Origin of the sequence: Chromobacterium violaceum ATCC 12472 (assembly GCF_000007705.1) — a bacterium.
Taxonomy (GTDB): Bacteria; Pseudomonadota; Gammaproteobacteria; order Burkholderiales; family Chromobacteriaceae; genus Chromobacterium; species Chromobacterium violaceum.
The window spans coordinates 3944194-3964861 of the sequence record NC_005085.1; the positions used below are offsets into that span (position 1 = coordinate 3944194).

Sequence of the window (20668 nt, forward strand, 5' to 3'; positions counted from 1 at the left end):
GACCTTCCGCCGGCTCAGTGGCCGTCGGCGTGCATGCAGCCCGAGATCAGGTTCTTCAGCTCGGCCAGCTGCACCAGCTGGATGTGCTTGTGATCAACGGTGATCCAGCCTTGCTGCTGGAACTTGGACAGCGTGCGGCTGACCGTTTCCAGTTTCAGGCCCAGGAAGCTGCCGATCTCCTCGCGGCTCATGCGCAGGATGAAGTCGTTGGCGGCGAAGCCGCGGGTGGACAAGCGCTGCGACAGGTTCAGCAGGAAGGCGGCGATGCGCTCCTCCGCCTTCATATTGCCCAGCAGCAGCATCACGTTCTGGTCGCGCACGATCTCGCGGCTCATCAGCCGGTAGAAATGGTGCTGCAGGCTGGGGATGTCGCGGCACAGCGACTCCATGCGGGTGAACGGCAGCTCGCATACCTCGCTGTCCTCCAGCGCCACCGCGTCGCAGCTGTGGTTGCTGGACGAAATGCCGTCCAGGCCCATCAGCTCGCCCGACATCAGGAAGCCTGTCACCTGCTCGCGGCCGTCCTGGCTGGCGACACAGGTTTTGAAGAAGCCGGTGCGGATCGCGTACAGCGACTTGAAGGACTCGCCGCTACGGAACAGGTATTCGCCGCGCTTCAGGCGGCGGCTCTGGCGGATGACCGCGTCCAGCTGGCCCATTTCCTCGCGGTTCAGGCCGACGGGCAGGCACAGCTCGCGCAGACTGCAGCTGGAGCAGGAGATTTTCAGCGTATGCAGGGAGGTGTGGTTTTGTTCAGACATGCTGTGTTTGCTACAAGCCGGCGAAGCTTGACCCTTATCAAGGCGGAATTCACAAGTTTTTCGCAAATTTACCAGTCCTCCAGAAGTTTTACCATCCGAATACGACATGAAAACTACCCACCCCTTCTCTCCCGCCCATTTCGTCTTCGATCGCGAGTTGATCGAAAGGCTGGATGGCGCGGGGCCTAGATACACATCCTACCCGACGGCAGATCGTTTTACGTCAAATTTCTCGACGCAAGACTATCTGGACAAATTGCGCCAGCGTCAGATCGGCGCCAACCGCAAGCCTCTATCATTATACGCTCATATACCATTTTGCAACACCATCTGCTATTACTGCGCCTGCAACAAGATCATCACCAAGGACAGCAGCAAGGCCGACCTGTATTTGGATTATCTGGAGAAGGAAATCAGTCTGGTGTCCGCGGAGCTGGGTTTCCGGGAAAAAGTGATACAGCTGCACTTCGGCGGCGGCACCCCCACCTTTCTGTCCGATGCCCAGCTTGAGCGGCTGATGGGCATCCTGGGAACCCATTTCGAATTCATGAGCGACGGAGAATATTCCATAGAGATAGATCCGCGCAAGGTAAAACGCGAAACCATGCTGAAACTGGCAGATTATGGTTTCAATCGCGTCAGTGTGGGCATACAGGATTTCGATCCGGCGGTGCAGCAGGCGGTGAACCGGGTGCAGACCGTGGAGGAGACCCGCGCGGTGATCGACGCCGCCCGCGAAGGCGGCTTCAAGTCGGTCAGCCTGGACCTGATCTACGGTCTGCCGCTGCAAAGCCGCGAGACCATGCGCGACACGCTGCAGAAGGCGCTGGCGCTGGATCCCGACCGGCTGTCGCTGTACAACTACGCCCATCTGCCCAGCGTGTTCAAGCCGCAGCGCCGCATCAACGAGGCCGAGCTGCCCAGCGCCGCGCTCAAGCTGGACATCCTGCAGGACGCGGTGAAGACGCTGACCGACGCCGGCTACGTGTTCATCGGCATGGACCATTTCGCCAAGCCCGACGACGAACTGGCCGTCGCGCTGCGCCAGGGCCGGCTGCAACGCAACTTCCAGGGCTATTCCACGCATGCCGACTGCGACATGCTGGCCTTCGGCGTCTCGTCCATCGGCAAGGTGGGATCCTGTTACAGCCAGAACGACAAAACGCTGGAGGGCTACTACGCGGCGCTGGACCAGGGCCGGCTGCCGGTGGTGCGCGGCTTGACGCTGGACAGCGACGACGTGCTGCGCCGGACCATCATCCAGAGCCTGATGTGCCGCTTCGCGCTGTCGGTGGAGGCCATCGAGGAGGTCCACGGCATCAACTTCGCCCAGTATTTTGCGGCGGAAATGCCACAGATACGCGAATTCCAGCAGCAGGGACTGTTGTCCTTCGACGGCGACTTCCTGATGGTGGAGCCCAAGGGCCGCTTCCTGATCCGCAACATCGCGATGATCTTCGACCGCCACCTGCGCGAGCGCGAGACCCAAGCCCGCTACTCCAGAACTATCTGAGCCTCTTCCCGGCGGGGTTTCTCCGGCCCCGCCGTTCCCGGCGGAACTGTTCCTAAGGCGGGTAGCGCTTATTTTTCCCTGCGTGGTAAGCAAAATCACTTATACAAAGGGTATGCAAGCGTGCCGGGCAGAACCAGGCGCGGCAGCCCGCTTTTGCAAGGAGCCGCCCATGTCCACGCCCATCGTCAGGCTGATGCAGCGCCTGAGCTATCCGCAGCGCTTCGCCGTGATCGGCGTGCTGTTCGCCGCGGCGCTGCTGTACCTGGTCTACGGTCTGTACCGCAGCAACCAGGACAATATCGAATCCACCGCCAAGGAAAAAGTGGGCGTCGCCTACATGCGGCCGCTGACCGCGATGCTGGCCCAGGCGCAGCAAGGCCAGGAAGTGGCGGTGCGCGCCGCGCTGGGCAACGCCCAGGCCCGGAACGAGCTGCCCTCGGCCATGCAGCAGCTGCAAGGCAAGTGGCAGGCGCTGCAGGACGCCAACGGCCGGCTAGGCGCCGAGCTGGCCAGCGACGCCGCCTGGAAGGACGCCTCTGCCGCCTGGGACAAGCTGAAGGCCACGCAATCCGCCCAGCCTACGCAATGGATCGCTGCCTACGGCAATCTCAGCGACAAGCTGAATAATCTGATCGGCGTCATCAGCGACAATTCCAACCTGACGCTGGATCCGGACATCGACACTTATTACCTGATGGACGCCGCCACCGCCAAGCTGACCACGCTGATCAGCCATCTGGGCGAGGCCAACGCCATCGCCTCGCTGGCGGAAGCCGGCCACCCGCTCGATCCCGCCCAGCGCGACCGCCTGGTGGAGCTGAGGCCGCTGATCGCCGAAGTCAATGACGGCCTGGGCAGCGACATCGCCAAGGCCGTCGCCTACAACGCCGCGCTGAAAGCGGACATGGCGTCCCAGGCGGACAAGCTCGCGGCGGCGCTGAAAGGCCAGCTGCCGGCGATAGACGACGCGGTCGGCGGCAAGACGGGCGCAAGCGGGCTGAAGGTGGCCGGGCACAGCGCCGACGCCGCCCAGACCGTCGCCGCCTACATCGACGCCGGCCTGGGCCGCCTGGATCAGCTGCTGCAGGCGCGGATAGACCGCACCGCCAGCCAGCGCAACAGCTACATCGCCATCGGGGTCGCATCGATGCTGCTGGCCATCTTCCTGTTCCACCAGCTCTACCTGTCCATCACGCTGCAGCTGGGCGGCGAGCCGCGCTACGTGCAACAGGTGGTGGAACAGCTGGCGGCCGGCCGGCTGGATACCCGCATCCACCTGCGCGAGCGGGACGAGCTCAGCCTGCTGGCGGCGATCCGCCAGATGCGCAACCAGTTGCGCGAAACCGTGAGCCAGTTGCTGGAGACCTCGGGCGAGGTCACCCGGGCCGCCGACGCGATGGCCCACAGCGCGCAAAGCATCTCCGTCGGCAGCGCCCAGCAGAGCGAGGCGGCCGCCAGCATGGCGGCGGCGATAGAGCAGCTGAGCACCAGCCTGTCGGTGTGCGCGGAACAGTCCGAACAGGCCGACCGCTTGTCGACAGACGCGGCCAGCCGCTCGTCGGACGGCAACCGGGTGATCGCCGCCACCGCCAGCACCATGGACGGCATCGTGCGCGACGTGTCCTCGGTATCCGACACCATCACCGACCTGGGCCGGCAGTCCGAATCCATCGTCGGCATCGTCGACGTGATCCGCGACGTGGCCGATCAGACCAATCTGCTGGCCTTGAACGCGGCGATCGAGGCCGCGCGCGCCGGCGAAATGGGCCGCGGCTTCGCGGTGGTGGCCGACGAGGTGAGGAAGCTGGCGGAGCGCACCGCGCTGTCGACCACGGAAATCAGCAATATCGTCAACCAGATCCAGAACACCGCGCAGAAAGGCAACGACAGCATGCAACAGGGCATGAAATCCATCATGGACGGCCAGCAGCGCGCCCGCGAAGCGGGTTCCAGCATGGACAACATCCGCCACTGCGTCGACGACGTGCTGGACAGCATCCACCAGATCACCTCCTCGCTGCGCGAGCAGAGCAGCGCCAGCCAGGCGCTGGCGCTGAACGTGGAGCAGGTGTCGAAGATGTCGGAGCAAAACAGCATGGCGGTCCGGGACAGCGCGCAAACCGCCGGCGAGCTGCAGGCCATCTCGCAAAGACTGACGGGCCTGGCCGGACGCTTCACCGTCTGACCGCCGGGCTCGCCCGCGCCGTCCAAACAAAAAGCCCGCCGGAAACGGCGGGCTTCGTCATCGCGGATTGGGAGACAGGCTTACCAGACGCCCTTCTCCACCTTGCCGGCCAGTTCCGGATACTGGTCGGCCTTGAATTCCGGCGCGGCGACGCCGGCCTTCAGCTGGCGCTGGTAATCGCCCAGCACGGTGAAGAAATAGCGCGACAGCAGCACGATGGCCACCAGGTTGATCAGCGCCATCAGGCCCATCGCCAGATCGGCCATGTCCCATACCAGCGGCAGGCTGGCCAGCGCGCCGAACATCACCATGGCCAGCACCACCAGGCGGAAGCCCAGCAAGGCGCGCTTGTTGTTGCGGATGAACTCCACGTTGCCCTCGGCGTAGGCGTAATTGCCCAGGATGGACGAGAACGCGAACAGGAACATCGCCACCGCCAGGAAGGACACGCCGATCGGGCCGAACTGCGATTCGACGGCCTTCTGCGTCAGCGCGACGCCGCTCAGTCCCTGGTCGTGCACGCCGGACAGCAGGATGATGGCCGCGGTGGCGGTGCACACCACCATGGTGTCGATGAACACGCCGAACATCTGGATCGCGCCCTGGCTGGCCGGATGCTTGGAGGTGGCGGTCGCGGCGGCGTTGGGCGCCGAACCCATGCCGGCCTCGTTGGAGAACAGGCCGCGCTTGATGCCCAGCATCATCGCCTGGCTGACCGCGTAACCGGCCACGCCGCCGGCGGCTTGCTCCAGGCCCAGCGCGCTCTTGACGATCAGCGCCACCAGGCCCGGCAGTTCGGCCGCGTGGATGGCCAGCACGTAGAAGGCCATCAGCAGGTAGATCAGCGCCATCACCGGCACCAGCCACTCCGCCACCCGCGCCACCGAGCGCACGCCGCCGAAGATCACCGGTGCGGTCAACAGCACCAGGCCGACGCCCACCGCATAGCGGTTCCAGCCCCAGGCGCCTTCGGTCGCGGCGACGATGGAGTTGGCCTGCACCGCGTTGAACACCAGGCCGAAAGCCAGGATCAGGCACAGCGCGAACAGCACGCCCAGCCAGCGCAGGCCCAGGCCCTTCTGGATGTAGTAAGCGGGGCCGCCGCGGAAAGTGTCGTCGTGGTGGCTGGTCTTGAACAGCTGGGCCAGCGTCGATTCGACGAAGGCGCTGGACATGCCGAGCAAGGCGGTCAGCCACATCCAGAACACCGCGCCGGGACCGCCGGCGGCGATGGCGATGGCGACGCCGGCGATGTTGCCGGTGCCCACGCGGCTGGCGAGGCCGGTGGCGAAGGCCTGGAACGGCGAGATGTCATTCTTGCTGACATGGCCGCCGCGGCCGCCCATCATTTCGCGCCAACCGCGCGAGAACAGCCTCAGCTGCAACAAACCGGAACGCAGCGAGAAATACAGACCCACCGCCAACAGCAGGGCGATCAGCACCTTGCCCCACAGCACGTCGTTGACGGCATTGATCAAAGAATGAAGCAACTCCATGGTTTTCCTTGTTGTCCTGAGCGTATCGGAGTCCACGGCGCGCGGCCGCGGAACGGTCTCCCGGTCTGACGCCGGGTGAAATCATTGCGAGCGGGCGCAAGGCCACCGTTTCATGCTGCGCCTAACGAGATGGAAGGACAGGCAGGCGGCCGGTCGGCCGCGCACGGGATGCTCGAGTGAAGGGAAAATCACACTGGCGGGAATGTTAGCCATAAGGTTCCGCCCGGAGGGCGAAATCTCGAAAAATCTAGCAATAAAGTTCCCACACTGACAATCAAAAATAAGTAAATGAATTGCAAACGAACGGCTTGCCAAATGTCTCCGGCGGCATGCTTGACCGCCGCATCCAAATGCTAAGCTGAAGCATTCGATGCGGATCCGGCCAGCGGGATGGCCTACCGACACAGGAGTCGAGACGCGGATGAAATCCCTGTTCTGGTGCGCGCTGCTCTGCGCAGCCGCCCTTGTGCCGGCCGCCGACAAACCAGCCTGGCGGCTGGTGGCGGACGCCAATTTCGAACCCTACAGCTATCTGTCCGAGGACCTTGCCCCGCGGGGGCTGGACGTGGAACTGGTCAGCGCGGTGATGCGCGAGACCGGGCAGCCGTTCCGCATCAGCCTGCTGCCCTGGGAACGGGTGAAGCAGCAACTGGCGCTGAAGGAGGCCGACGCCGGCTTCGTGTTCACCGGCACCGCGGAGCGCCGCGCGCAATACGATCTGGTCGGCCCGCTGCGCAAGGGCCAGACGGTGTTCGTCGTCATGAAGCGCAACCCGCTCACGGATTGGCGCGGCCTGGCCGATCTCAAGCCCTATGTGATCGGCCAGGTGCGCGGCTACAGCTACGACACCGAATTCGACAAGGCCCCGCTCACCCGCGACGACCACGCCGGCTCGCCGCGCCAGCTGGTGGCGATGCTGCTGGCCGGCCGGGTGGATGTCATCATCGGCGACAAGGTGCAGCTGATGTACTTCATCCAGGAGCAAAGGGCCGCCGGCCTGGTGAAGGTGCTGCCCAGGCCGTTGGTGGAGATGCCGCGCTACGTGGCCTTCGCCAAGGGCGATCCGCGCGCGCGGCAGTTCGAGGCGGCGCTGAAACGGCTGCAGCAGAGCGGCGCGCTGCAGCCCATATTCCAGCGCTGGGCGCAGTGAGCGCTAGCCGCGCGCCGGCAACAGGTCCAGCCTGTCGGTGCACAGGCTGTCCACGCCCCAGCCCAGCAAGCGGCGGGCGTCGGCCGGATCGTTGACCGTGTAGCACAACAGCTGGTAGCCGGCGGCCTTGATGTCGCGCGCCAGCTGCTCGGTCAGGGTCTGGTGGTCGCAGTGCAGCGCCACGCAGTCCAGCTCGGCCAGGATGGCGCGCCAGTCGGCCGGAATCTCCTCGCACAGGAAGGCGCGCGGCAGCGCCGGCTCGGCGGCCTTGGCCGCGCGCAAGGCGTCGATCTCGAACGAGGACAGCAAGGGCGGCGGCGACGCGCCGGCCCACAGCCGCGCGGCTTCTTGCGCCACCAGCCGGCCGGTTTCCTCGAAGCGCCCCGGGCAGGGCTTGATCTCGATATTCAGCAGCATGTCCTGCGCCAGGCAGCAGGCCGCCACATTGGCCAGCGTCGGCAGCGCCTCGCCGGCGAAGGCCGCGCCTTTCCAGCCGCCGGCGTCCAGCTGCGACAACTCGGCCATGGTCTTGGCTTTTGCTTCGCCCTTGCCGTTGCTGGTGCGGTCCACGGTGTCGTCGTGCAGCAGGAAGCAGACGTTGTCGGCCGACAGCTTCACGTCGCACTCGGCGGCGCGGTAGCCGTAGCGGATGCCCTCGCGGAAGCCGGCGACGGTGTTTTCCGGCGCCAGCGTGCCGCCGCCGCGGTGGGCGACGACCTCAGGATACGGCCAGGCTTGCTTGCGATGCTGCGGCATGCTCGATTCTCCTCTGTGTTTCCGCGTCGAACAGGTGCAGCGACTCGGCGCGCACCGCCACTTCCAGCCGGCTGCCCGGCTCGGGCCGATGGCCATGCGCCAGCCGCGCCACCACGTTCTGCCCGGCCAGCAAGCCGTAGACATAATTGTCGGCGCCCAGCATCTCCAGGCTGTCCACCCGCAGGCTCAGCGTCTCGCCGCCCTCGCCCGCCGCGCGCAGATGCTCGGGGCGGATGCCGGCCTTCAGCCTGCGCCCCGCCAGCGCCGGATTGGCCGCCGGCAGCGCCAGCGATACGCCGTCGCCGAGCAATAGCCGCTCGCCGCTCTCGTCCGCCTGCGCGTCGAACAGATTCATCCCCGGCGAGCCCATGAAGGCGGCGACGAAGGCGGTGGCCGGCCGGTCGTAGATTTCGTCCGGCGCGCCGATCTGCTCGATATGGCCTTTGTTCAGCACGATCACGCGGTCGGCCAGCGTCATCGCCTCCACCTGATCGTGGGTGACATACAGGCTGGTGGTGGCCAGCCGGCGGTGCAGGCGCTGGATTTCCAGCCGCATCTGGCCGCGCAGCTTGGCATCCAGGTTGGACAGCGGCTCGTCGAACAGGAACACCGCCGGCTCGCGCACGATGGCGCGGCCCATCGCCACCCGCTGGCGCTGGCCGCCGGACAGCTCGCGCGGCTTGCGCTGCAACAGCTGCTCCAGCTCCAGCACCGCGGCCACCTTCAGCACCCGCTCCATGATCTCAACCTTCTTCAGGCCCTTGAGCTTGAGCGCGTAGCCCATGTTCTCCGCCACCGTCATGTGCGGATACAGCGCGTAGTTCTGGAACACCATCGCGATGTCGCGGTCCTTGGGCTCCAACTGGTTGACTAGGCGCTCGCCGATGCGGATCTCGCCGTCCTCGGTGCTCTCCAGCCCGGCCACCATCCGCAGCAGCGTGGATTTGCCGCAGCCGGACGGGCCGACGATGACCACGAACTCGCCGTCGGCGATCTCCGCCGAAATCTCTTCCAGCACCCGGCGCTCGGCGCCGGGATAGCGCTTGGCGATATTCTTCAGACTCAGTTTTGCCATTTGGCGCTCTTTCTCATTTCTCGTTGTCCACCAGGCCCTTGACGAACCAGCGCTGCATGCCGATCACCACCGCCAGCGGCGGCAGCAGGGTCAAGAGCGCGGACGCCATCACCAGGTGCCACTGCACCGCGCCCTCGCCCAGCATGCCCTTGATCGCGATCACCGAGGTGGACATCGCCGGATCATGGGTGACCAAGAGCGGCCACAGATACTGGTTCCAGCCGTAGATGAAGGTAATCACGAACAAGGCCGCGATATTGGTGCGCGACAAGGGCAGCACCACGTCCACCATGAAGCGGATCGGCCCCGCGCCGTCCACCCGCGACGCCTCCATCAATTCCTTGGGCAGCGTCATGAAGAACTGCCGCAGCAGGAAGGTGGCGGTGGCGGACGCGATCAAGGGCAGCGTCAGGCCGGTATAGCTGTTGATCAGCCCCATCTTGGTCACCACTTCCACCGTCGGGAAGATGCGCACCTCCACCGGCAGCATCAGTGTGACGAAGATCAGCGCGAAGCCGGTCTTGCGCAGCGGGAAGCGGAAATAGACGATGGCGTAGGCCGACAGGAAGGAAATGACGATCTTGCCGACGGCGATCAGCATCGCCATCACGAAGCTGTTCCACAGCGTGCGCGCCAGCGGCACCGCCAACCCGCCGCTGCCGTTCCACAGCACGGTGGAAAGGTTGGTCCACAGCTGGCTGCCGGGCAGCAGCGACAGCGGCACCCGCGTCACCTGATCGGCGTCCTGACTGGCGGCGACCAGCATCAGATACAAGGGAAAGGCCACCACCAGCATGCCCGCGATCAGCATCGCGTGGCAGAACAGGTCCAGCCCTTTACGGTTCTCCACCATCAGTACTGCACCTTTCTTTCCACGTAACGGAACTGGATCAGCGTCAACAGGCCGACCACCGCCATCAGCACCACCGACTGCGCGGCCGAGCTGCCCAGGTCCAGGCCCTTGAAGCCTTCCAGATACACCTTGAGGATCATGGTCTCGGTGGACTTGCCCGGCCCGCCGCCGGTGGCTGCGTCGATCACCGCGAAAGTATCGAAGAAGGCGTACACCAGGTTGACCACCAGCAGGAAGAAGCTGGTCGGCGACAGCAACGGGAACACCAGGTCGCGGAAGCGGCGCAAGGGGCCGGCGCCGTCTATCGCCGCCGCTTCGATCAAGGACGCCGGTATCGCCTGCAGGCCGGCGTAGAAGAACAGGAAGTTGTAGCTGATCTGCTTCCAGGCCGAGGCCAGCACCACCAGCAGCAGCGCCTGGCCGCCGTTGAGCGCGTGGTTCCACTCGTAGCCGGCCTCGCGCAGCAGGTAGCTGATCCAGCCCAGGCTGGGGTTGAACAGGAACAGCCACAGCACCGCCACCACCGACGGCGCGATGGCGTACGGCGCGATCAGCACCGTCTGGTAGACGCGCCTGCCGCGGACGATCTGATTGGCCATCACCGCCAGGATCAGCGCGCTGCCGGTGCCCAGCAAGGTCACCAGCGCGCTGAACAGCAGCGTGGTCTGGATGGTGCCCAGATACAGCGGGTCATGGAACAGCAGGCTGAAATTGGCCAGGCCGACGAACTGGCTGTCCAGGCCGAACGGGTCCTGCTGCTGCACCGACTGCCACAGCGCCTCCAGCGCCGGCCACAGGAAGAAGATCAAGGTGATCGCCAGCTGCGGCGCCATCAAGGCGAAACCCAGCCAGCGATTGGAAAAATGAATGCGATTCTGCATGCGTGGACTCTATCGAGAAAAACGGGCGGCCTCGCGGCGCGCCCGTTTCCGGATGGATCAATTGGCGGTTTTCTCGAAACGGCGCAGCAGCTCGTTGCCGCGCAGCACGGCGCTGTCCAGCGCGGCCTTGGCGCTCTTCTTGCCGGTCCACACTTCTTCCAGCTCTTCGTCCATCACCGTGCGGATCTGCGGCATGTAGCCCAGGCGCAGGCCGCGGGTATAGGACTTGGGCGGCTTGTTCTGCATCTGGCGGGTGGCGATGTCGGCGCCCGGGTTCTTGTCGTAGAAGCCCTGCTTGCGCGACAAATCATAGGCGGCGTTCACCACCGGCAGGTAGCCGGTGTCCTGGTGCCATTTGGCCATCACTTCCGGCGAGACCAGCATCTTGAAGAAGCGGGCCACGCCCTTGTACTCGGCCGGGGACTTGCCGGCCATCACCCACAGGCTGGCGCCGCCGATCAAGGCATTCTGCGGCGCGCCCTTCACCGCCGGATCGTAGGGCATCATGCCCATGCCGAAGGCGAACTTGGCGTTCTTGCGGATATTGGCCAGCGAGCCGGAGCTGCCGGTCATGATGCCGCATTCGCCGCTGTAGAACTTCAGCGTCGCCTCGTCCTTGCGGCCGGCGTAGCTGAAGGTGCCGTCCTTGGCCATCTTGGCCAGGAATTCGATGTGCTTGACCTGGACCGGGCCGTTGAACTGCAGCGTGGCGTTACCGCCGCCGAAGCCGTTGTCCTGGCTGGCGAACGGCAGGCTGTGCCAGGCGCTGAAGTTCTCCAGCTGCACCCAGCCCTGCCAGCCGGTGCTGTAGCCGCAACGCATGCCGGAAGCCTTCAGCTTGGCGGCGGCGGCGGCCAGTTCCGGCCAGGTCTTGGGCGGCGCGTCCGGCAGGCCTGCCTTCTTGAACGCGTCCTTGTTGTAGTACAGCACCGGGGTGGAGCTATTGAACGGCAAGGACAGCAGATGGCCGGTCTTGGCGTCGCTGTAATAGCTGGCCACCGCCGGGATGAAGGCTTTCTCGTCCAGCTTTTCGCCGGCGTCGGCCATCATCTGGTATACCGGCTTGACCGCTTTCTTGGCCTGGATCATGGTGGCGGTGCCCACTTCGAACACCTGGACGACGGCGGGCGCGTTGCCGCTGCGGTAGGCGGCGATGGCCGCGGCCAGCGACTCGTCGTACTGGCCCTTGTACACCGGCACCACCTTGTAGTCCTTCTGGCTGGCGTTGAACTGGGCGGCGATGGCGTTGACGCGGTCGCCCAGCGAGCCTTCCATCGAATGCCAGAACTGGATTTCGGTGGCGGCCTGCGCCGGCAGGGACAAGGCCAGCGTCAGCGGCGCGAGCGCGGCGGCGCGGCGTAAGGTGAGGGACAGGGCTCGGGACATCGGCTTCTCCATTTATCGTTATGGCGGCTGGCATTCACGCGGCGGATTGTGGCCGGACAAAATGACAGTATCGTTACGATAATATGACATTAAATTTGCATCAAGACGCAAAAATGGAATGAAGACGCAAAAAAAGCGCGCCATGCCGGCGCGCTTTTTTGTTTTTTGCCCCGCTCTACTGGTAGCTGAGCTTGTCGGCCTTGCCCCAGAACACCCGGTAGGCGAAAGCGGTGTAGCCGATGATGCAGGGCAGCACCACGATGGCGCCCCACAGTATCACCCACAGCGCTTCCGGGTCAGCCGCCGCCTGCCAGATGGTCATCCGGCCCAGCACCACCTCCGGAAACACGCTGTAAGTCAGTCCCCAGAACGACAGCAGCACGATGCCGACGCTGGCGGCGAACGGCAGCCAGCAGAAGCTGTCGTTGCCGGCGGCCTGGCGGCGGGCCAGCCTGGGCAGGCAGGCGATCAGCAGCACGAACAGCGCCAGCGTGCCCAGCGGCAGCGGCAGCAACAGCAGGAATTGCGGCAGCGCGAACCACTTGGCGGCGATGGCCGGATTGGCCAGCGGCGTCACCAGCGACACCGCCACCACCGCGGTGCCGGCGCCGTACAGGCTCAGCTGCGCCCAACGTATCGCCTTGGCCTGCAAGCCGCCATGAGCCTTCATCACCAGCCAGCAGGCGCCGAGCAGCGCGTAGGCCAGCGCCAGGCCGATGCCCACCACCAACGAGAACAGCCAGGAAGTGGAGGTGTCGGCGAAGCCGGTCAGATAGCGGCCCAGCATCACGCCCTGGGCCAGCGCCGCCAGCATCGAGCCGCCGGCGAAGGCCGCGTTCCACCACGGTTTGTGCGGGTCCTGCGCCTTGACGCGGAAGTCGAAGGCCACGCCGCGCAGGATCAGCCCCACCAGCATCGCCAGCACCGGCAGGTACAGCGCGCCGAACACCACGCCGTGCGCCAGCGGGAAAGCCACCAGCAGCAGGCCCGCGCCCAGCACCAGCCAGGTTTCGTTGGCGTCCCAGAACGGACCGATGGATGCGATCATCAGATCCTTTTCCTCGTCGCTGGCCAGCGGCAGCAGGATGCCGACGCCGAGGTCGAAGCCGTCCAGCACCACATACACCAGCATCGCCAGCGCCATCAGTCCGGCGAACACCGCCGGCAGGTAGTAAGCCTCGCTCATGCCAGTTTCTCCTTCAGTTGGGCGTTGGCGGCCAGTTCATGCGAGCCGGCCTTGCGCGCCAGGTGGAACAGCACCGAGACGTAAGCCAGCAGCAGCAGCGCGTACAGCGCGAGATAAGTGCTCAGCGAGGTGAACAGCATCGGCGCGGTGGCCGGCCCCGCCGCCTGCGCGGTGGTGAGGATGCCGGTCACCAGCCAGGGCTGGCGGCCGATCTCGGTGACGAACCAGCCGGCCAGCGTGGCGATCCAGCCGGAGAAGGTCATCCACACCAGCAGCCTGGCCAGGCCGCGCGACACCTCGCCGCGCCGTTTCAACTGCCATGCGCCCAGCCAGGACGCCAGCAGCATCAGCATGCCCATGCCCACCATCACGCGGAAGCTCCAGAACACCTTGGCCACCGGCGGATGCTGTGCGAACTCGTTGAGGCCCTTGATTTCGCCGCCCCAGGTGTGGGTGAGGATCAGGCTGCCCAGTTGCGGCACGCCGATCGCGTAGTCGTTGCTGCGGGTTTCGGCGTTGGGCAGCGCGAACAGCAGCAGCGGCACGTCCTTCTCGGTGTGCCAGATGCCCTCTATCGCCGCCAGCTTGGCCGGCTGGTGCTTCAACGTGTTGAGGCCATGCATGTCGCCGACGAAGATCTGCAGCGGAATCAGCAGCGCGGCCAGGAACACGCCGGTCTTCAAGGCCGCCATCACGCCGCGGCCGCGCTCGCCGCGCAGGTAACGGTAGGCGGACAGGCCAGCCACCAGGAAGGCCACGGTCAGGCCGGAAGCGATCAGCATGTGGGTCAGCCGGTACGGCATCGACGGATTGAAGATCACCTCCCACCAGCTCAGCACGTGGGCGCGGCCGTCGCGCATCACGTGGCCGGTCGGCGTCTGCATCCAGGAGTTGAGCGCGATGATCCAGAATGCCGACACGGTGTTGCCGAAAGCCACCAGGAAAGTCGCCAGCGTGTGCACCTTTTCCGGTACCCGCGAGCGGCCGAACAGCATGATGCCGAGGAAGCCGGCCTCCAGGAAGAAGGCGGTCAGGATCTCGTAGGCCAGCAGCGGGCCGGCGATATTGCCCACCGTCTGCATGTAGCCGGGCCAGTTGGTGCCGAACTGGAAGCTCATCGTCACGCCGGACACCACGCCCAGCGCGAATGACAGCGCGAAGATCTTCACCCAGAAGCCATAGGCGTCCATCCAGCCCTGGTCGCCGCTCTGGCGGAAGCGCAGCTTGAAGAACAGCAGCACCCAGGCCATCGCGATATTGATGGTGGGAAACAGGATGTGAAAGCTGATATTGGTGGCGAACTGGATGCGCGCCAGCGTGACGGGGTCGAGTTCGGTCATCATTCTGCGTGCTCCCGGTCTTGATCGCGGTTGCCCAGCCGGGACAGCGACTGGGTGAACTGCAGCACTTTCTGCACCTGCGAGCCCAGCTTCATCAGCCGCTGCAGGGTTTCCACGTCCATGTGCTGGATGTCGGAAAACCAGGTGGTGACCAGCTCGATCAGCTGGTACATCTCCTTCATCCTGGCCTGCGCGTGCTGTTCGGCCTCGCTGGCCGGGCTTTCCATGATGGCGCCGCGCAGCATGGTCAGCGTCGGCTCCACCTCGCGCTTCTTGCGCTCCTCCGCCAGCGTCTTGAAGATCAGCCACACGTCTTCCGGCGTGGAGAAGTATTCGCGGCGGTCGCCGGGGAAGTGCTGCAGCTTGACCAGCCGCCACGACTGCAGCTCCTTCAGCCCCATGCTGACATTGGAGCGGGAACAGCCTATCGCCTCGCCGATCTCGTCGGCGTTCAGCGGTTTTTCCGACACGTACAGCAAGGCGTAGATCTGGCCAACCGTGCGGTTGATGCCCCAGCGGCTGCCCATCTCGCCGAAATGCAGCACGAAAGCCTGCACCAGAGGTGGAATATTCATGACATTCTCAACTTTCAGGAATTTCTGAAACTTTGATATGAATCATAGTTGCCCAAGATAGTTCGGGTCAAGATGAACAAAGTCTGATCTGTAGGCTTGACCATACCTCCATGTCATGAATGCGCGCGCAAAAAAGGCCATGCATCGCATGGCCTGGATCGTGGAGAGCCGGGCGGCGTTCCGACTCGCGGCTGGCCGCGACTCCGTTACCGCAGCAGGATCGCGCGAAAATCGTTGACGTTGGTATGGGTGGGGCCGGTGACCAGCAGATCGCCCAGCGCCGCGAAGAAGCCGTAGCCGTCATTGTCGGTCAGCCGCGCGCCGGCATTCACGCCCAGCGCCGCCGCGCGCGCCAGCGTATCGGGCGAAATCAGCGCGCCGGCGTTGTCCTCGCTGCCGTCAATGCCGTCGGTGTCCGCCGCCAGCGCGTACACGCCGGGCAGGCCGTCCAGCGCGATGGCCAGCGCCAGCAGGAATTCGCTGTTGCGCCCGCCTCTGCCCTTGCCCCGCAGCGTCACCGTGGTTTCGCCGCCCGACAGGATCAGCGCCGGCCTGGCCACAGGCGAATCGTGCGCGGCGATCTGCCGCGCGATGCCGGCGTGCACCTTGGCCGCCTCGCGCGCCTCGCCCTCTATGCTGTCGCCGAGCTGCAGCACGTTCAGGCCCAGCCGCTCCGCCTCGGTGGCGGCCGCCCGCAAAGCCAGCTGCGGCGTCGCGATCAGCCGGTACTCGGCATGCGCCAGCCTGGCATCGCCCGGCTTGGGGGTTTCGTCCGGCTCCGCCGCCAGCAACGCAGTGACTGCCCGCGGCAAGGTCAAACCATATTTGGCGACCACGGCGCGCGCGTCGGCATAGGTGCTGGGATCCGCCGCCGTCGGCCCGGAAGCGATGACTGCCGGATCGTCCCCCACCACGTCGGAAATCGCCAGCGTCACCAGCTTGGCCGGCGCGCAGGCCAGCGCCAGCCGCCCGCCCTTGATGGCGGACACATGCTTGCGCAGCGCGTTCATCTCGTCGATGCCGGCGCCGCAGGCCAGCAACTGCCGGCTAACCTCCTGCTTGTCTTCCAGGCTGACGCCATGCGCCGGCAAAGCCAACAAGGCGGAGCCGCCGCCGGACAGCAGGCAGATCACCAGATCATCCGCCGTCAGCCCGCTCACCGCTTGCAGCATCCGCCGCGCGGCGGCGCAGCCCGCCTCGTCCTGCACCGGGTGCGACGCCTCCAGCACTTCTATCCGTTCGGTCGCCACCGCGTGGCCGTAGCGCGTCGCCACCACGCCGGACAGCTCGCCCGGCCAGGCTTGCTCCAGCGCCCGCGCCATCGCCGCGGCGGCCTTGCCGGCGCCGACGACCACGGTGCGGCCCCGAGGCGGCGGCGGCAGATGGTCGGCCAGCCGCTCCGGCATCGCGCTGGCGACGGCGGCGGCGAACAGGCGGCGGAGCGTGGATTGCGGATCGAGATCGGACATGGCGTTTCCCCGGTGGCGATGACGCCATTCTGCCGCAGCCGGCGGCGGCTGACACCCCCGCCGCCGCGCGTTAGAATGGCGGCGATTCCAACGCCCCGCCTTCACCGGGGCGTTACGCATTTATCCAGACAGACCAAGAGCAGAGCCAGACACCCGATGAGCACGCCCCAGCACACCCCGATGATGCAGCAATATCTAGCCCTGAAGCGCGAACACGCCGACAAGCTGCTGTTCTACCGCATGGGCGATTTCTATGAGCTGTTCTACGAGGACGCGGAAAAGGCTTCGCGGCTGCTGGACATCACCCTGACCGCTCGCGGCGCCAGCGCCGGCAATCCGATCAAGATGGCCGGCATTCCCTACCACGCCGCCGAAGGCTACCTGGCGCGGCTGGTGAAGATGGGCGAATCGGTGGCCATCGCCGAGCAGATCGGCGACCCGGCCTTGGCCAAGGGGCCGGTGGAGCGCAAGGTGGTGCGCATCGTCACGCCGGGCACGCTGACCGACGCCGCGCTGCTGGACGACAAGCGCGACAACCTGGTGCTGGCGGTCAATATGGTCAAGGGCGTGCTGGGCCTGGCTTGGCTGTCGCTGGCCAGCGGCGAGTTCAAGATCATGCAAGCTAGCGTCGAGGACTTGGCCAGCGAGCTGGAACGCTTGAAGCCGGCCGAGCTGGTGATTCCCGACGACACCGGCCTGGCCGCCTTCGAAGGCATCTCGACCCCGAAGAAAAAGCTGCCGCCGTGGCAGTTCGACATCGAATCGTCCAAGCTGGCGCTGACCCGCCACTTCGGCACCCGCGATCTGGCCGGCTTCGGCGCCGACACGCTACCGGTGGCCGTCGGCGCGGCGGGCGCCTTGCTGGAATACGTGAAGTCCACCCAGGGCGTGAACCCGGCCCACATCTCCGCGCTGTCGGTGGAAGACGCCGGCGAGCTGATCCGCATGGACGCCGCCACCCGCCGCAATCTGGAACTGACCGAAACCATACGCGGCGAGGCCTCGCCGACGCTGGCGTCGCTGCTCGACACCTGCGCCACCAGCATGGGCAGCCGCCTGCTCGGCCACTGGCTGCACCATCCGATGCGCAACCACGGCAAGCTGGCCCGCCGCCACGGCGCGGTGCGCGCGCTGCTGTCGCGCTACCAGGACGTGCACGCCGAGCTGGACCAGGTGTCCGACATCGAGCGCATCACCTCGCGGGTGGCGCTGCGTTCCGCCCGCCCGCGCGATCTGTCGGCGCTGCGCGATTCCTTGACCGCCCTTTCCGGCGTCAAGGCGCTGGCGGCCTCGCTGGATTCCGAGCTGTTGAACGAGCTGGCCGGCGTGCTGCCGACCGAATCGCCGGTGCAAAAGATGCTGGCCGCCGCCATCCTGCCGGAGCCGGCCACCTTCCTGCGCGACGGCGGCGTGATCAATGACGGCTTCAGCCCGGTGCTGGACGAATTGCGGGCGATCCAGACCGACTGCGGCGATTTCCTGCTGAAACTGGAAGCGCGCGAGAAGGAACGCACCGGCATCACCACGCTGAAGGTGGAGTTCAACCGCGTGCACGGCTTCTACATCGAGGTGTCCAAGGCGCAGTCGGACAAGGTGCCGGACGACTACCGCCGCCGCCAGACGCTGAAAAACGCCGAGCGCTACATCACGCCGGAGCTGAAGGAATTCGAGGACAAGGCGCTGACCGCGCAGGACCGGGCGCTGGCGCTGGAAAAGCAGCTGTACGAGGCGCTGCTGGACCAGTTGGCCCCGCACATCGCCGAGCTGAAGCTGATCGCCCAGGCGGTGGCGGCGCTGGACGTGCTGTCCGCCTTCGCCCAACGCGCCGCCATCGGCAACTACGCCGAGCCGCAGTTCGTGCCCGAGCCCAAGCTCGACATCGTCGCCGGCCGCCACCCGGTGGTGGAAGCGGAAGTCGAACGCTTCATCGCCAACGACACCAGGCTGTCCGCCGAACGCAAGCTGCTGTTGATCACCGGCCCGAACATGGGCGGTAAGTCCACCTATATGCGGCAAAACGCGCTGATCACGCTGCTGGCCCACGTCGGCAGCTTCGTGCCGGCCGACAGCGCCGTGATCGGCCCCATCGACCGCATCTTCACCCGCATCGGCGCCAGCGACGACCTGGCCGGCGGCCGCTCCACCTTCATGGTGGAAATGACCGAAACCGCCAACATCCTCAACAACGCCAGCGAGCACTCGCTGGTGCTGATGGACGAGGTGGGCCGCGGAACGTCCACCTTCGACGGCCTGGCGCTGGCCTGGGCCATCGCCCGCGCGTTGATCGAAAAGAACCGTGCCTACACGTTGTTCGCCACCCACTACTTCGAACTGACCACGCTGGCCGGCGAATACCCGGCGGTGGCCAACGTTCACCTGTCGGCGGTGGAGCACAAGGACCGCATCGTGTTTCTGCACCACGTCGAGGACGGCCCCGCCAGCCAGAGTTACGGCCTGGCGGTGGCGCAGCTGGCCGGCGTGCCGGCCAAGGTGATACGCGACGCGCGACGCCATCTGGCCGAGCTGGAAAACCAGTCGGCGGCCCGGGTGCAGCCCGACCTGTTCTCCGCGCCGGCGCCCGCTTCCGAACCGGAACTTAGTCCTGCAATGGACCGTCTACAGGAGATCGATCCCGACGTGCTGAGCCCGCGACAGGCGCTGGAAATCCTGTATGAGCTCAAAAAACTGGCCGATTGACCAGCCCACTCGAGAATCGTTTCCTATTATTACTAAATGGTAACGTTCAGAAGAGGAGCAAGTGATGTCGTTTGAAACCGCCTCCGCCATTCCCAGCCTGAGCCAGCTGCTTGGCCACATCGGGGACGACGGATCCATCGCCCTTTCCGATATCCGGGAAAAGGCCAACCACGAACTGTCCAGCTTCGCAGAGCTGGCGCAAAAGGAATTGAGCCAGTTCGACATCAGCATGCCGCCCGCCATCAGTCTGATCAGCGGAGAGGGTTTCCAGCTTCAGCTGGAGAACCAGCACCCGCATGCGGATGAAATCCGCAACTGGCTCGACGGCAATCTGATCCTGGCGCGCAAGTTCAAGGAAGTCGAAGTTCTGTTCGAATTTGTGCGGGCCGCCGAAAGCGCCGGCGAGGTGTTCTCGGAAAGCTCGAATTTCCATATCGGTCTGACCAGCGCCGGTCCGATCGCCTATTTCGAGGATCACCATAGCCAGTAAACCCTCCGTGAACCAAGATAGGCGCAATCGCTGCGCCCGAGCGGGGAAGCCAGGCTTCCCCGCTTCGCATTTCGGCTCCTCCGGAACGTAGCGGGCCGCTTGCTGACGAAGCGTCCCGCAGCCGTACGGCGCTAGCCTTTCCGGTTTCGCGCGAAGCGGAAGCTCGGGATCTTGCCGCTCTTGGCCGCCGCGGCGCTCCGGCTCTGCGGCGCCCGGTCGCCTGGCTTGCCGCCCGGGCCGGCACTCGCCCCCCTGGGCAAATCCTCAGTCCGCACGTCAATCGCGCGCATCTCGCCCGGCTGCAAACCGTCCAGTTTCCAAGGCCCGATGGCCACCCGCACCAGGCGCAGCGTAGGCAATCCGGCCTTGGCCGTCATCCGCCGCACCTGTCGGTTCTTGCCTTCGCTGATGATGATTTCCAGCCAGCAATCCGGCACCGTCTTGCGAAAACGCACCGGCGGATTGCGCGGCCATAATTCCGGCGTCTCGATGCGCCGGACCTCGGCCGGCCGGGTGACGAAATCGCCCAGGTCCACGCCCCTGCGCAACATCTCCAGCTGTTCTTCTTTCGGGTCGCCCTCCACCTGCACCCAGTAGGTCTTGGGCAGTTTCCAGCGCGGATCGGCGATGCGGTGCTGCAAGGCGCCGTCTCCGGTCAGCAGCAGCAGGCCTTCGCTGTCGGTATCGAGCCGTCCGGCCGGATACACGCCGGCCTGCGGCACGCAGGACTTCAGCGTCGGATGGGTCGGGTGTTCGGAAAACTGGCAGATCACGCCGTAAGGCTTGTTGAGCAGAATGAGCTGGGGCATGCGGACGACACGGAAAACATAAGGTAGGCGAATGATAGCAAGCCCG

At 65.5% G+C, this 20668-nt stretch carries 17 protein-coding genes; 5 read left to right on the top strand and 12 right to left on the bottom strand.

Translation table 11 applies throughout. From position 1 onward, the window contains the following. Positions 1–14 precede the first annotated feature (14 nt). Positions 15–761 (bottom strand): fumarate/nitrate reduction transcriptional regulator Fnr, encoded by a 747-nt coding sequence (gene fnr, locus CV_RS18045; protein WP_011137194.1) that lies wholly within the window; start codon positions 759–761, stop codon positions 15–17. Positions 762–867: 106 nt separating this feature from the next. Here fnr and hemN point away from each other — a divergent pair, with 106 nt between their 5' ends. Together hemN and CV_RS18055 are read left to right on the top strand one after the other, a co-directional pair. Beyond that, a complete protein-coding gene (hemN, locus tag CV_RS18050; protein ID WP_011137195.1) occupies positions 868–2274 on the top strand; it encodes an oxygen-independent coproporphyrinogen III oxidase in 1407 nt (468 codons plus the stop codon). A gap of 169 nt (positions 2275–2443) precedes the next feature. Next, positions 2444–4459: a methyl-accepting chemotaxis protein gene (locus tag CV_RS18055; protein WP_011137196.1), complete on the top strand. Its 2016-nt coding sequence runs from the start codon at positions 2444–2446 to the stop codon at positions 4457–4459. 80 nt (positions 4460–4539) lie between these two features. Here the strand turns inward: CV_RS18055 and CV_RS18060 are convergent, their stop codons facing one another. Next, entirely contained in the window at positions 4540–5955 is a 1416-nt protein-coding gene (locus tag CV_RS18060) for an alanine/glycine:cation symporter family protein (protein WP_011137197.1), read from the bottom strand. A gap of 421 nt (positions 5956–6376) precedes the next feature. Here CV_RS18060 and CV_RS18065 point away from each other — a divergent pair, with 421 nt between their 5' ends. Then, positions 6377–7105, top strand: a complete 729-nt coding sequence (locus tag CV_RS18065) for a substrate-binding periplasmic protein (RefSeq protein WP_011137198.1) — start codon at positions 6377–6379, stop codon at positions 7103–7105. Between the two features lie 3 nt (positions 7106–7108). Here CV_RS18065 and ugpQ read toward each other — a convergent pair whose 3' ends face one another. The 9 genes from ugpQ to CV_RS18110 all read right to left on the bottom strand — a co-directional run bounded on the left by ugpQ (position 7109) and on the right by CV_RS18110 (position 16626). After that, on the bottom strand, positions 7109–7861 hold the full coding sequence (gene ugpQ / locus CV_RS18070; protein WP_043596668.1) for a glycerophosphodiester phosphodiesterase: 753 nt from the start codon (positions 7859–7861) through the stop codon (positions 7109–7111). Further along, positions 7824–8936: a sn-glycerol-3-phosphate import ATP-binding protein UgpC gene (locus CV_RS18075; RefSeq protein ID WP_011137200.1), complete on the bottom strand. Its 1113-nt coding sequence runs from the start codon at positions 8934–8936 to the stop codon at positions 7824–7826. The genes ugpQ and CV_RS18075 overlap by 38 nt, the downstream gene beginning before the upstream one ends. Before the next feature lie 13 nt (positions 8937–8949). Further along, entirely contained in the window at positions 8950–9789 is an 840-nt protein-coding gene (gene ugpE, locus CV_RS18080) for a sn-glycerol-3-phosphate ABC transporter permease UgpE (RefSeq protein WP_011137201.1), read from the bottom strand. After that, complete coding sequence (gene ugpA / locus CV_RS18085) at positions 9789–10670, bottom strand: sn-glycerol-3-phosphate ABC transporter permease UgpA (protein ID WP_011137202.1); 882 nt, start codon at positions 10668–10670, stop codon at positions 9789–9791. The genes ugpE and ugpA overlap by 1 nt, the downstream gene beginning before the upstream one ends. Positions 10671–10727: 57 nt before the next feature. Continuing rightward, a complete protein-coding gene (gene ugpB, locus CV_RS18090) occupies positions 10728–12056 on the bottom strand; it encodes a sn-glycerol-3-phosphate ABC transporter substrate-binding protein UgpB (protein ID WP_011137203.1) in 1329 nt (442 codons plus the stop codon). A gap of 175 nt (positions 12057–12231) precedes the next feature. Continuing rightward, the gene (locus CV_RS18095) at positions 12232–13242 is read right to left on the bottom strand and encodes a cytochrome d ubiquinol oxidase subunit II (RefSeq protein ID WP_011137204.1); all 1011 of its coding nucleotides are present in this window, start codon (positions 13240–13242) and stop codon (positions 12232–12234) included. Further along, complete coding sequence (locus CV_RS18100) at positions 13239–14585, bottom strand: cytochrome ubiquinol oxidase subunit I (protein ID WP_011137205.1); 1347 nt, start codon at positions 14583–14585, stop codon at positions 13239–13241. The genes CV_RS18095 and CV_RS18100 overlap by 4 nt, the downstream gene beginning before the upstream one ends. After that, positions 14582–15157, bottom strand: a complete 576-nt coding sequence (locus tag CV_RS18105; RefSeq protein WP_011137206.1) for a GbsR/MarR family transcriptional regulator — start codon at positions 15155–15157, stop codon at positions 14582–14584. The genes CV_RS18100 and CV_RS18105 overlap by 4 nt, the downstream gene beginning before the upstream one ends. Before the next feature lie 206 nt (positions 15158–15363). After that, entirely contained in the window at positions 15364–16626 is a 1263-nt protein-coding gene (locus CV_RS18110; protein ID WP_011137207.1) for a glycerate kinase type-2 family protein, read from the bottom strand. A gap of 156 nt (positions 16627–16782) precedes the next feature. Between CV_RS18110 and mutS the strand changes: the two genes are divergently transcribed. Continuing rightward, positions 16783–19323, top strand: coding sequence for a DNA mismatch repair protein MutS (mutS, locus tag CV_RS18115; protein WP_043596673.1), 2541 nt, complete (start codon positions 16783–16785; stop codon positions 19321–19323). A gap of 64 nt (positions 19324–19387) precedes the next feature. Continuing rightward, positions 19388–19813: a hypothetical protein gene (locus CV_RS18120; RefSeq protein ID WP_011137209.1), complete on the top strand. Its 426-nt coding sequence runs from the start codon at positions 19388–19390 to the stop codon at positions 19811–19813. 131 nt (positions 19814–19944) lie between these two features. Here the strand turns inward: CV_RS18120 and CV_RS18125 are convergent, their stop codons facing one another. Next, complete coding sequence (locus CV_RS18125; protein WP_043596675.1) at positions 19945–20622, bottom strand: pseudouridine synthase; 678 nt, start codon at positions 20620–20622, stop codon at positions 19945–19947. Positions 20623–20668 lie beyond the last annotated feature (46 nt).